At 70.8% G+C, this 12,431-nt stretch carries 10 protein-coding genes; 3 read left to right on the forward strand and 7 right to left on the reverse strand.

The annotated features are described in order from the left end of the window. Positions 1–17 precede the first annotated feature (17 nt). From ASC60_RS07790 to ASC60_RS07800, 3 genes are read left to right on the forward strand one after another with little or no spacing between them, the layout of a single operon-like run. Positions 18–863 (forward strand): hypothetical protein, encoded by an 846-nt coding sequence (locus ASC60_RS07790; protein ID WP_055548146.1) that lies wholly within the window; start codon positions 18–20, stop codon positions 861–863. Between the two features lie 17 nt (positions 864–880). Continuing rightward, complete coding sequence (locus tag ASC60_RS07795; protein WP_055548148.1) at positions 881–2,860, forward strand: fumarate reductase/succinate dehydrogenase flavoprotein subunit; 1,980 nt, start codon at positions 881–883, stop codon at positions 2,858–2,860. Then, positions 2,857–3,627 (forward strand): succinate dehydrogenase/fumarate reductase iron-sulfur subunit, encoded by a 771-nt coding sequence (locus ASC60_RS07800; protein ID WP_055548150.1) that lies wholly within the window; start codon positions 2,857–2,859, stop codon positions 3,625–3,627. The genes ASC60_RS07795 and ASC60_RS07800 overlap by 4 nt, the downstream gene beginning before the upstream one ends. 51 nt (positions 3,628–3,678) lie before the next feature. Here the strand turns inward: ASC60_RS07800 and ASC60_RS07805 are convergent, their stop codons facing one another. The 7 genes from ASC60_RS07805 to ASC60_RS07835 form a co-directional block, all read right to left on the reverse strand. Then, positions 3,679–6,369, reverse strand: coding sequence for a SpoIIE family protein phosphatase (locus ASC60_RS07805; protein WP_063787085.1), 2,691 nt, complete (start codon positions 6,367–6,369; stop codon positions 3,679–3,681). 376 nt (positions 6,370–6,745) lie between these two features. Then, on the reverse strand, positions 6,746–7,165 hold the full coding sequence (locus tag ASC60_RS07810) for a (deoxy)nucleoside triphosphate pyrophosphohydrolase (protein ID WP_055548152.1): 420 nt from the start codon (positions 7,163–7,165) through the stop codon (positions 6,746–6,748). A 125-nt stretch (positions 7,166–7,290) separates the two neighbouring features. Continuing rightward, the gene (locus tag ASC60_RS07815; RefSeq protein WP_055548153.1) at positions 7,291–7,476 is read right to left on the reverse strand and encodes an SPOR domain-containing protein; all 186 of its coding nucleotides are present in this window, start codon (positions 7,474–7,476) and stop codon (positions 7,291–7,293) included. A 148-nt stretch (positions 7,477–7,624) separates the two neighbouring features. Then, positions 7,625–9,277 carry an APC family permease gene (locus tag ASC60_RS07820; RefSeq protein ID WP_055548154.1) on the reverse strand — a complete coding sequence of 551 codons (1,653 nt, stop codon included), beginning with the start codon at positions 9,275–9,277 and terminating at the stop codon, positions 7,625–7,627. A 502-nt stretch (positions 9,278–9,779) separates the two neighbouring features. Further along, complete coding sequence (locus tag ASC60_RS07825; protein WP_055548155.1) at positions 9,780–10,532, reverse strand: GntR family transcriptional regulator; 753 nt, start codon at positions 10,530–10,532, stop codon at positions 9,780–9,782. Positions 10,533–10,776: 244 nt separating this feature from the next. Further along, complete coding sequence (locus ASC60_RS07830; RefSeq protein WP_055548158.1) at positions 10,777–11,388, reverse strand: HAD family phosphatase; 612 nt, start codon at positions 11,386–11,388, stop codon at positions 10,777–10,779. Between the two features lie 35 nt (positions 11,389–11,423). Next, complete coding sequence (locus ASC60_RS07835) at positions 11,424–12,410, reverse strand: LLM class flavin-dependent oxidoreductase (protein ID WP_055548160.1); 987 nt, start codon at positions 12,408–12,410, stop codon at positions 11,424–11,426. Between the last annotated feature and the right edge of the window lie 21 nt (positions 12,411–12,431).

Raw genomic sequence — 12,431 nt, forward strand, 5'->3', positions numbered from 1 at the left:
CCACCGCGGAGTTTCCTTTGGCCACTGGCACCGACCCCCAAGCCGCCACGCCGTCCGGACGGAAAGCGGCCACGAGCGGCGTGCACAGCCCGTCGCGCGCCGCCGTCCCCGCCCGCCATCTGCGGACCGACCGCTGGTGGCTGGCGCCCGCGGTCACCGCCGCCGGGCTGTTCGCGTTCGTCGTCTACTCGACGTGGCGGGCCTTCGCAGGCGACAACTACTACGCCGAGCCGTATGTCTCCCCCTTCTACTCGCCCTGCGTCGCGCAGAACTGCGTGCCCATGAAGGGCGGCGCGAACTGGGAGATCTTCGGCGCGTGGTGGGGCCTGTCCCCCGCCCTGCTGATCCTGATCTTCCCGCTCGGCTTCCGGCTGACCTGCTACTACTACCGCAAGGCGTACTACCGGGGCTTCTGGGCCTCACCACCGGCCTGCGCGGTCGCCGAGCCGCGCGCCACATACACCGGCGAGACCCGCTTCCCGCTCATCCTGCAGAACATCCACCGCTACTTCTTCTACTTCGCGGTGATCGTCGCGGGAATCCTCACCTATGACACCGTGCTCGCCTTCCGGGACGAGCAGGGACGGTGGGGCCACATGGGCCTGGGCACCCTGGTGCTGCTCGCCAACATCGCGCTGATCTGGGCGTACACCCTCTCCTGCCACTCCTGCCGGCACATCGTCGGCGGCCGGCTCAAGCACTTCTCCCGGCACCCGGTGCGCTACCGGCTCTGGGGCTGGGTCAGCTCGCTCAACATGCGCCACATGCAGCTGGCCTGGGCGTCGCTGATCAGTGTCGCCGTCGCCGACTTCTATGTGTATCTGCTGGCGAGCGGCGCGTTCGACGACCCCCGGTTCTTCTAGGAGAGGTGCCTTCAACGATGACGCAAGTCGAACGGCAGGCCTGGGACGTGGTCGTGATCGGCGCGGGCGGCGCCGGGCTGCGGGCCGCGATCGAGGCACGCGAACAGGGCATGCGCTGCGCCGTCATCTGCAAGTCGCTGTTCGGCAAGGCCCATACGGTGATGGCCGAGGGCGGCATCGCCGCCAGCATGGGCAATGTCAACGCGGGCGACAACTGGCAGGTGCACTTCCGCGACACCATGCGCGGCGGCAAGTTCCTCAACCACTGGCGGATGGCCGAGCTGCACGCCCAGGAGGCCCCGGACCGGGTCTGGGAGCTGGAGACCTGGGGCGCGCTCTTCGACCGCACCCCGGACGGCAAGATCTCCCAGCGGAACTTCGGCGGCCATGAGTACCCGCGGCTCGCCCACGTCGGGGACCGTACGGGGCTGGAGCTGATCCGCACCCTCCAGCAGAAGATCGTCTCCCTCCAGCAGGAGGACAAGGCCGCCACCGGCGACTACGAGGCGCGGCTGAAGGTCTTCCAGGAGTGCACGGTCACCCGCATCGTCAAGGACGCGGCGGGTGAGCGGGTCGCCGGGGTCTTCGGCTACGAGCGCGAATCCGGCCGCTTCTTCGCGATCGAGGCTCCCGCCGTGGTGCTGGCCACCGGCGGCATCGGCAAGTCCTTCAAGGTGACGTCCAACTCCTGGGAGTACACCGGCGACGGCCACGCGCTGGCCCTGCTCGCCGGGGCCCCGCTGGTCAACATGGAGTTCGTGCAGTTCCACCCGACCGGCATGGTCTGGCCGCCCTCGGTCAAGGGGATCCTCGTCACCGAGTCGGTGCGCGGGGACGGCGGGGTGCTGCGCAACAGCGAGGGCAAGCGCTTCATGTTCGACTACGTTCCGGACGTCTTCAAGGAGAAGTACGCCCAGTCCGAGGACGAGGGCGACCGCTGGTACGAGGACCCGGACCACAACCGCCGCCCGCCCGAGCTGCTCCCCCGCGACGAGGTGGCCCGCGCGATCAACTCCGAGGTCAAGGCGGGCCGCGGCTCCCCGCACGGCGGTGTCTTCCTCGACGTCTCCACCCGGATGCCCGCCGAGGTGATCAAGCGGCGGCTGCCGTCCATGCACCACCAGTTCAAGGAGCTGGCCGACGTCGACATCACGGCCGAGCCCATGGAGGTCGGCCCGACCTGCCACTACGTGATGGGCGGGGTGGACGTCGACCCGGACACCGCCGCCGCGAACGGCGTCCCCGGCCTCTTCGCCGCGGGCGAGGTCGCCGGCGGTATGCACGGCTCCAACCGGCTCGGCGGCAACTCCCTGTCCGACCTGCTGGTCTTCGGCCGCCGCGCCGGGCTCTACGCGGCCCGGTACGCGCGGGAGACCGCCGAGGCGGGCTCCCGCCCGGTGCCCGACGACGCCCAGCTGGACCTGGCGGCGGCCGAGGCGCTGCGGCCGTTCAGCGCGGAGGACGGCGACGTACCGTCCCTCGGCGAGGAGCCGTCCGGCGGCCCGGCCGGTCCCGCCGAGAATCCGTACACGCTCCACCAGGAGCTGCAGCAGACCATGAACGACCTGGTGGGCATCATCAGGCGGGCCGGGGAGATGGAGGACGCGCTGCACCGGCTGGCGGCCCTGCGGGTACGGGCGCGGCGCGCCGGGGTCGAGGGCCACCGGCAGTTCAACCCCGGCTGGCACCTGGCCATCGACCTGCGCAACATGCTGCTGGTCAGCGAGTGCGTGGCGCGCGCCGCCCTGGAGCGCACCGAGAGCCGCGGCGGGCACACCCGCGACGACTGTCCCGCGATGGACCGCGAATGGCGCCGGATCAACCTGATCTGCCGCCTCGCCGACCCCGTCGCCGGTCTCGCCGCGCCGCCCGACCCCGGACGCGGGCAGATCCGGCTGGAGCGGCGCGAGATGCCGCCCATCCGGCCCGACCTGCTGAACCTGTTCGAAAAGGACGAGCTGGTGAAGTACCTGACGGACGAGGAGCTGACCGCGTGAGCGCGTACGAGGCCCACTTCCGGGTGTGGCGGGGCGATGTGGACGGCGGCGGTCTGCGGGACTTCCGCGTCGAGGTCAATGAGGGCGAAGTCGTTTTGGACATCGTCCACCGCCTCCAGGCGACCCAGGCACCGGACCTGGCGGTCCGCTGGAACTGCAAGGCGGGCAAATGCGGCTCGTGCAGCGCCGAGATCAACGGACGGCCGCGGCTGCTGTGCATGACCCGCATGTCGGTTTTCGGCCGCGACGAGACGATCACCCTGACCCCGCTGCGGGCCCTCCCGGTCATCCGTGACCTGGTCACGGACGTCTCGTTCAACTACGCCAAGGCCCGGGAGGTGCCGTCCTTCGTCCCGCCCGAGGGTCTGGGCCCGGGCGAGTACCGGATGCGGCAGGAGGACGTGGCGCGCTCCCAGGAGTTCCGTAAGTGCATCGAGTGCTTCCTGTGCCAGGACGTCTGCCATGTGCTGCGCGACTTCGAGCAGAACAAGGAGGCCTTCGCGGGCCCGCGTTTCCTGATGCGGGTCGCGGAGCTGGACATGCATCCGCTGGACGCGGCGGGCGAGGCCGGGATCGACCGCAAGCGGGGGGCCCAGGAGGAACACGGGCTCGGATACTGCAACATCACCAAGTGCTGCACGGAGGTCTGCCCCGAGCAGATCAAGATCACCGACAATGCGCTGATCCCGCTCAAGGAGCGGGCCGTGGACCGCAAGTACGACCCGCTGGTCTGGCTGGGCAACAAGATCCGCCGCCGGGAGGGTTAGGCAGCGTCTTCCGGCTGCGGGCCCGTGGTGACGCGGGCCCGCAGCCGCTCCTCACCAGAGGCTGAGCAGCGCTTCCACCGAGTCCGGGCCCGAGGACTCGCCGTCCGGGAGGGCCAGCTCGAACCAGACCGTCTTGCCGTGCGGGGTGCGGCGGCTGCCCCAGCCCGCGCTGAGGAGGCCGACCAGCTGCAGCCCGCGGCCGCCCTCGTCGGTGTCGCGGGCGCGCCGCCGCCGCGGCTGGACCAGGTTGCCGTCCCAGACCTCGCACACCAGCGTCCGGTCCAGCAGCAGCCGCAGCCGTATCTCGCCCTCGCCGTACCGCAGCGCGTTGGTCACCAGCTCGCTGACCAGCAGCTCGGTGGTGTCGGCCAGGCCCTCCAGGCCCCAGGACTCCAGCTGCTCACGGGCGAGTTCGCGGGCCCGCCCGACCGACTGCGGGTCGGTGGGCAGCTTCCAGTCGCCGACCGAGTCGGCCGGCAGGCCCTGCACCCGGGCCATGAGCAGGGCGATGTCGTCCTCGCCGTGGTGGGTGTCGAGGCTGCTCAGGACGTGGTCGCAGATGTCCTCCAGCGAGCTGCCCGGGCTGTCCGCGCCCTCGTGTGTGGACAGTGCCGTACGGAGATCCTGCAGCCCCTCGTCCAGGGCGTGGTCGCGGGATTCGACGAGGCCGTCGGTGTAGAGGGCCAGCAGCGCCCCGTCCGGCAGGTCGACCTCGATCTCCTCGAAGGGCTCGCCGCCGACACCGAGCGGCATCCCCGGCGGCACCTCCATCAGCAGGGCGCCCTCCCCCGGTTCGACCAGGGCGGGCGGCAGATGGCCCGCGTTGGCGAAGGTACAGCGCCGGGTGACCGGGTCGTAGACGGCGTACACGCAGGTGGCGAGGTAGACCTCGGACAGATCGGAGGAGCCGCCGAAGGAACGCCCCGCGGCCCGCGCCCCGGCGTTCGAGCCGCCGGGCGCGCCCAGCCCCCGGGCGATCTCGTCCAGCGCGGACAGCACCTCGGCGGGCTCCAGGTCCAGCAGGGCGAGGGTGCGGACGGCGGTGCGCAGCTCGCCCATCGCGACGGCGGCCCGCAGGCCGCGCCCCATCACATCGCCGACCACCAGCGCGGTGCGGTGCCCGGGCAGTTCGATGACGTCGAACCAGTCGCCGCCCACCTCGGTGGCCGCGTTGCCCGGCAGATAGCGGCAGGCGATGTCGAGCCCGGCGGCCTCCGGGTCGCCGGGCGGGAGCAGGCTGCGCTGCAGGATCAGCGCGCGCTCGTGTTCTCTGCGGTAGAGCCGGGCGTTGTCGATGGAGACGGCGGCGCGGGCGGCCAGTTCGACGGCGAGCGCCCGGTCCCGCTCGCCGAAGGGTTCGCTGCCCTTCGTACGGGAGAACTGGGCGAGGCCGACGACAGTGTCGCGGGCGACCATCGGCACCAGGAGGGTGGACTGCAGTATGGCGCCGAGTTCCGGGCTCTCACCGCCGTCGCGGCCGGTGACGACCCGGACCTGGCCGGTGCGCAGGGCGTGGGCGCACAGCGAGTGGAAGGGGTAGCGGTGCACCTCGCCGACCTCGATGGGCTTGGGCAGTTCGCCCTGGCCGCTGTCGTCGGTGCGGTAGACGTCGCCGAAGGCGACGGGGCCGTCGGAGACGGCGCTGGCGAAGGCGACACGGCGCAGCTCGGCGCTGCCGTCGGCGAGCCCGGGCGGGGTCTCGTCGCCGGACAGCAGCCCCTGGTAGAGGTCGACGGAGGCCAGGTCGCAGAACTGCGGGACGGCCACGTCGAGGAGTTCGCGGGCGGTGGTCTCCAGGTCGAGCGAGGTGCCTATTCGGGCTCCGGCCTCGTTCAGCAGCGCCAGGTTGCGGCGTACGCCCGCGGCCTCCTGTTCGGCGTGGCGGCGGCCGGTGACGTCGGTGGCGAGCCCGGCGACGCCGATGGGGCGGCCCGATCCGCTGTGCAGCCGGTACAGCGACACCGACCAGCGGCGGCGGTCGTGGCCGCCGGGGACGGTGCCCATGACCGGCATGTCGGTCAGCGACCTTCCGCTGTCCAGGACCTGGCGCAGGGCGGCGGCGAGCCGGTCGGCCTCGCTCCGGGGCAGCAGATCGTGCGCGGTCGCGCCGCGGTACTCCTCGACCGGACGGCCGAAAACCTTCGCAAAGCGGTCGTTGACCCGGAGCATGCGCAGATCTGTACCGAAGAGAAAGAAGCCAAGGGGAGATTGACCGAAAACGGCCTGTGAGGCGGCAAGATCGGTTTCCAGTCCGCGCAGGGCCCCCACATCGACGGCGAGACAGAGCGCGGTGCGCTCCCCGTCCTCGCCCTGGCTGGGCATCACATACACCTCGGCGATGCCGACTCCGCCGGGCGCCTGCGGGCTGCGGAAGGGGACCAGACCGGTCCACTCCCGGCCGTCCAGGATGTCGGCGACCTTGCGGCGGCCGGTCTCCCGCAGCTCAGCCGGCACGAAGGCCTCCACCGGATCCTTGCCGACAGCCTGGGCCGCCGTCAGCCCCAGCAGCTCGGCCGCGCGTTCGCTCCACTGCGCGATGCGGCCGTCGGTCCCCAGCGAGAAGGAGGCGACGCGCATGTAGTCAAAGATCGATCCGGGCGAACTGCTCTGCCACACATCGGACATCGGTCCCGGCACCGAACCGGACACCGAACCGGACGTCGACGACATTCGCGACACTGGCGACACCTGCGAACCAACCGTCCCCTCGGGGATATCCGCCCCCGCTGGCTTCTCGCTCATGCGCCCGTCCCCTCCGGCTCAGGTGCTCCGACCGGCTACAGATAGCCGAGTATCCAGCACCACGGCCATCCGGAGTACGGTCTTCACGATCACAGCACTATCTCAGCCCGCAATCCGTTTCCGTCCCGGCTTTTGATGAAGCGCTCAAGATCAGCGCTCCCCCACACTCCTAACCAGGGAGAGGCAGCTCGAACCACACGGTTTTTCCGGCCCGGTCCCGCCGGGGTCCGACATCTCGGCCCTCAGCACGGAACGCGGCGCGCCGGTTTCGCGACGGGCGTACACACGCGGCCCGATCGGGCCACCCATACCCGGGATCCCGCCCCGAGTACCGCCGCGGGGCCGTCCCCGTGGGACCGAAAGAGCTGAAAGGGGTTCAGTGGGCGCGCGGATGGAGGTGTTCCGCGGCGCGCAGCCGCCGGACCGCCTCCGCGACCGCGGGCCGGTCCTCGTCCAGCCAGTCGACCTCGTCCACCCGGTCGGGGGTGAGCCAGCGCAGCTCGTCGTGGTCCTCCAGCGGACGCGGCTCGCCGGAGCGCAGCGCGGCGGTCCACACCCGCAGCACATAGCCGGGCTTCAGCGGCCATTCGCCGGGCAGCGGCTCCAGCGGCTCGACCTCGACGCCCAGTTCCTCGCGCAGCTCCCGCACCAGGGCCTGCGGCGGGGTCTCACCGGGCTCGGCCTTGCCGCCGGGCAGCTCCCAGCGCCCGGCCAGCTCGGGCGGGGCGCTGCGCCGCGCGGCCAGCAGCCGCCCCCGGTCGAACACCGCTCCGCCCACCACCACGCGCACCGTCATGCCCGCACTCTAGGGGGTGCCGCGCGCAAGGCCGGCGGGCCGGAGTCTCCCGCCGGACGAACGGGAGACTCCGGCCCGCCGGTGGCAAGGCCATGTGCGGGCGGTCCGGGTGGATACGGGCGGCGTCAGCCCGCGTGCCCGGTCGCGGCGGTCCGCTCGACGACGTAGAGCTGTTCCTGCCCTTGGGTCTCAAGCCGGTCGGCGACCTCCTGGGCCTCCGTACGCGTGGCGTAGCGGCCGACGCGATAGCGGTTGCCGTTGCCGTCCTGGCGGATGACGAGCCATGGCAGCGCGGCGTTGCCGTCACTCATCTCTCCGCCCCCTCCGTTGTGGCGCACCCGGGCACGCGTCTGGGCGACACCGTCAAGGAAATCCCGTTCCGCATATGCCCGAGCCTACGCCCTACCTTCACGCAGCGGATACGTGTTCTCACAACGAGGCACGCATCCGGCCACGTCCTCAACCGCGCACGAAAACCTTCTCCCGCTCCGCCTCGCCGGTCAGCTCCTCGGCCGGGGTCTCGGCCAGCTCGCGCTCGGCCTGCAGCAGCGTGGGATTGCGCCACGCGCTGCGCACGCCCCAGTTGTAGAAGCCGAGGGCGAGCAGGCTGACGACCAGGATGTCCCAGCCCTCGGGCAGATAGCCGCGGCCGCCGAACTCCGTACCACCGGCCCATGACACCGCGGCCATGACCAGCAGGTACGTCACCATCCAGGCTCCGGCCGTCAGATGCGGCTTCAGCTCGGCCCACGGCTTGCGCAGCTCGTACCAGGCCCAGATCGGCAGGCCGATCGCCATGATGAAGATGACCTTGCCGGTGAGCGGCCAGCGGGCCCAGTAGAGGACGAGCGAGCCGAAGACCATCGCGATCGGCGCGATGACCGGCATCGCGCGCAGCTTCACCGGGCGCGGCAGGTCCGGGGAGAGCTTGCGCAGCGACATCACGGCGACGGGGCCGGTGACGTACGAGATGACGGTCGCCACGGAGACGATCTCGGCCAGCGAGCCCCAGCCGCGGAAGACCGCGAGGAAGGCGAAGGCGATCACCAGGTTGAGCACCAGCGCCGGGCGCGGGATGCCGGTCTTCGGGTCGACCTTGCCGAAGACGCCGGGCAGGTGACCGTTCTCCTGGACGCCCTGGACCATGCGGGAGGTGGTGGCCGCGTAGATCATGCCGGTGCCGGACGGGGAGACGAAGGCGTCCGCGTACAGCAGCAGCGCCAGCCAGTTCAGCCCCCAGGCGAGGGAGAGGTCGGCGAGCGGGGAGTTGTACGAGAGCTGGGCCCAGCCGCCGTGCGCGAGGTCGGCCGCCGGGACGGCGGTCAGGAACGCGATCTGCAGGGCTACGTAGATCGCCAGCGCGATGAGGATGGAGCTGATGACGGCCTTGGGCAGCGCCTTGCCCGGGTTGCGGGCCTCACCCGCCATGTTGAGCGGCGACTGGAAGCCGTTGTAGGCCCAGACGATGCCGGAGACGGCGACGGCGGTGAACACCGAGCTCCAGCCGTTCGGCGTGAAGCCGCCGTTGTCGGTGATGTTGCCGGTGTCGAAGTGCGACATCAGCAGGGCGCCCGCGGTCAGCGTGGGCACGACGACCTTGAAGACCGTGATCGCGGTGTTGGTCTTCGCGAAGAGGGTGATCGCGAACCAGTTGAGGAAGAAGTAGAAGACCAGCAGCACGGACGCGAGCGCGACACCGCTCCCGGTCAGCTCCTTCCCGTCGTACAGCGCCTTGGCCCAGCCGAAGTCCCAGGAACTCATGTACTGGACGGACGCGGTCGCCTCACCGGGGATGACGGAGACGATCGCGATCCAGTTGGCCCAGGCCGCCAGGTATCCGGCCAGCGAGCCGTGCGAGTACTGGCCGTACCGCACCATGCCGCCGGCCTTGGGGAACATCGAACCGAGTTCGGAGTACGTCAGGGCGATGGTCAGGGCGACCGCCGCACCGATCACCCAGGCGACGATGGCGGCCGGGCCCGCCAGCGCCGCGGCCCGCGCGGCACCGAAGAGCCAGCCGGAGCCGATGATCGAGCCGAGGCCGACAGCGGTGAGAGCCACCGTGCCCAATGACCGTTTGTAATGCGAATGGGAAACCTGTTCTGTGCTCAACGTCCCTCACGCTCCTTTCGCCCCCCTGACCTGATGTAAACGCGCGCCATCGTACAAGCGAATTAAGGGTGCGCTTTACGGGTTTGAGGTCGATCTGAGCTATCGGCAATAGCGTGTGATCCACGCAACACACCTATACGGCGAGCGCCTTGCGGAGCGCATATGGGCCGCCACCGGAAGGGCCTTCGCAAAACCTCTACGGACCCGGCACGGCATGCGACGCCAGGTGAAGCCTCGCTGGCCAGATGGTACGGACCGGTCGGCGGCGGCGCCCCTCACCGCGGCCGTCATTCCGCTGCGATATCGCCGAATGCGTCCGTTTCGATATCACCGCACGTAGTCATTCGAATGCATGTGTTTTGTAGAGCGGAGTCCGGGGAAGAAGGGGCCACCCACAAACCAACAAGCTCATATTAAGCTCAAGTTGACCGCGCCCGAAGAAAGACCAGCCGAATAAATTACCGGCCCTTTGCCCGGCCCGACTCTCTTACGACCGCCGCCGTCACTTCACCGGCAGGTGGTACGCGACCCGATAGCGCTCGGCCAGCGTCACCACGTCCGCCGTCTCCACGGGCCGACCGCCCGCGAAGTACGTACGGGAGATCACGAGCACCACATGGCCCGGCACCCCGCCGAGCGCCAGCACCTCCTCGGCGAGGCCCGGACGGGCCCCGACCTCCTCCGCCACGTTGTCCACCACGATGTCGACGGCCGCCATCCGCTCGACCACCCCGCGCCCGGCGAGCGGCCCCTCCTCGGGCAGCATCACGGGGGTGCGCCCGGTGACGGCCAGCGGCTCCCATGACGTGGAGAGCATCACCGGCTCATTCGCCGCCCGGAAGAGATACCGGGTGCGCATGACGCGCTCACCCGGCTCGATCCGCAGCCGCTCGGCGATCTCCGGGCTCGCCTCCTCCTGCTCACTGCCGGACTCCCAGGTGCCGCTGACCCGGTCGTCCCCCTGCTCCTGCCGGAACGGGCTGGACTCGCCCCGGGCGCGATAGCCGGTACGCATCAGACGGCGCGGGACGGGCTGCGCGCGGACATACGTGCCCGACCCGGAGCGGCCCTCGACCAGGCCCTCGGCCATCAGCACCTTGCGGGCTTCGAGGGCGACGGTGTCCGAGACCCCGTACTCCTCGCGTATCCGCGCCTGGGAGGGGAGGCGGGCATGCGGTGGCAGATCGCCCGCGACGATCTTCTTCCGGAGGTCGTCGGCGACCCGGAGGTATGCGGGCTGGTCACCAAAGGCCACGTGCACTCCCAGGGTTGACAGTCAGCAACAGCTTGACAACCGACGGTTGTCGATAGCAACTGACGGCCAGAGCTTCACTAGAAGTGGTGAACTGCAGTTCGGGGACGTTTACCCCGACAGGGATCCGGTTCACCCGCATTCATGACGATCATCAGCCCTCGCCCGGCCCGCGGGCCGCCCACCGAGGAGACCCCCGCCGGCGTGGTCAGCGCGTCCGGCCCCGCCCCCCACCGCCGCGATCGGTTCACAGCCACGCGTCGACGGCGGCTGCGAGGTCGTCCTGGCTGTCGAAGACGTGCCCGTTCATGCCGACGGCCCGCGCCGCGCGGACGTTCTCCTCGCGGTCGTCGACGAAGAGGAAGTCGGCGGGTACTGCGCGCAGGGCGACGACCGAGTGCTGGAAGGCGGCCGGATCGGGCTTGGCCGCACCGATCTTCCCGGAGAACGCCATGTGGTCGAGGTCGTGCAGCCAGGGCTGGGCGGCGAGGAAGGCGTCCGCGTGGTCCGCCGGGATGTTGGACAGCAGGGCGACCCGGGCGCGGTCCCGCAGGGTCCGCACGTAGGTGACCATGCGGTCGTCGACGCGGGACCAGCTGTCGATGTCGGTGAGCCGCAGCTCTTCGATCGTGTCGGCGTCGGCAGGGCGGGACAGCGAGTGCAGTACGTCGGTCCAGTACGCGGATGCGGTGTGCCGGCCGGCGTCGTAGGGCGGGCGGTGGGTCCAGTAGGCCGTGGTGAAGGCGTCGGCGGAGGTGCGGCAGCGGGCGGCCATCTTCTCCAGGGCGCCCGGGCGTTGGTGGCGGGCGATGACCCCGAAGAGGTCGAAGAGCACGATGCGGCGGCGGTCGGTGGTCATGAGGGTCGGTTCCCTTGGGTCTCGGGGCGTCGAGTTCAGTGCCGGCCGGGCAGTACGCGGGCGAGGGAATCGAGGGCGGCCAGGGCGTCGGGGCCCGCCGGGGCGAGCACGACGCTGGTCGCTCCGGCGGCGTGGCGGGCGTCGATCGCCGCGCGGGCTTGGGCGGGGGTGCCGGCGATGCTCAGCTGACGGACCCAGTCGGCGGGCATCGTCCGGGCGAAGTGCCGGGCGTCGGGGCTGGCGGCGCGGTGTGCGTGCAGTTCCTCGGCGAAGGGCAGGGGGTCGATGTGCGCGGCCCACTGCGGCTCACCAACCGACTCCAGGCCGGCGCGGACACGGGTCAGGGCGGCTTCCTCGTCGTCGTCCACGGCTGCAGCGTCGTAGACGACGGTCTCCCGAGGGTTCGCGGAGGCGCCCAGGTTGCGCAGGGAGGCGGTGATGTACGCGGGTGCGGCGGGCTCGGCCAGCAGGAGCCCGTCGGCGACCTCGCCCGCGACTGCCTGCGACTTGGGGCCGCGGACGCCAAGAATCACCGGGGGGACGATGTCCGGGATCTCGGTGAGGACCACGCCTTCGCAGCGGACGTACCGGCCGTTCTCGGGACCGGGCTCACCCGCGATGAGCAGCCGCAGCGCCCTCGCGTACTCCTTGATCAGCGTCAGAGGGCTTTCGGGCCAGGACCCGACCTGGCGCATCCAGCCGGGCATGCCGTGGCCGATCCCCGCGATGAGCCGGCCGGGGTGGAGCTGGGCGAGGGTGGCCAGTTCCATCGCGGCGAAGGCCACGTTGCGGGCGCCGGCGGGCATGATCCCGATCCCTACGGTGAGGTTCTTGGTGGAGGCCAGGACGGTGGCGGCCTGGGCGACACCGCCGCGCCAGCCGAGGTCCTCCACCACCCAGACCTGGTCGAACCCCAGCTCCTCGGCGCGCCGGACATAAGGCAGCACCTCGGCGACGGGGAGATCGAGCGGCAGCATCACACCGACAGCGCCGCGGGCGGGGGGTGCGGGTGACTCGGACAACTGGGGCTCCTTCGGTCGGCT

It is taken from the genome of Streptomyces sp. NBRC 110028 (genome assembly GCF_001417735.1).
Lineage (GTDB): Bacteria > Actinomycetota > Actinomycetes > Streptomycetales > Streptomycetaceae > Streptomyces.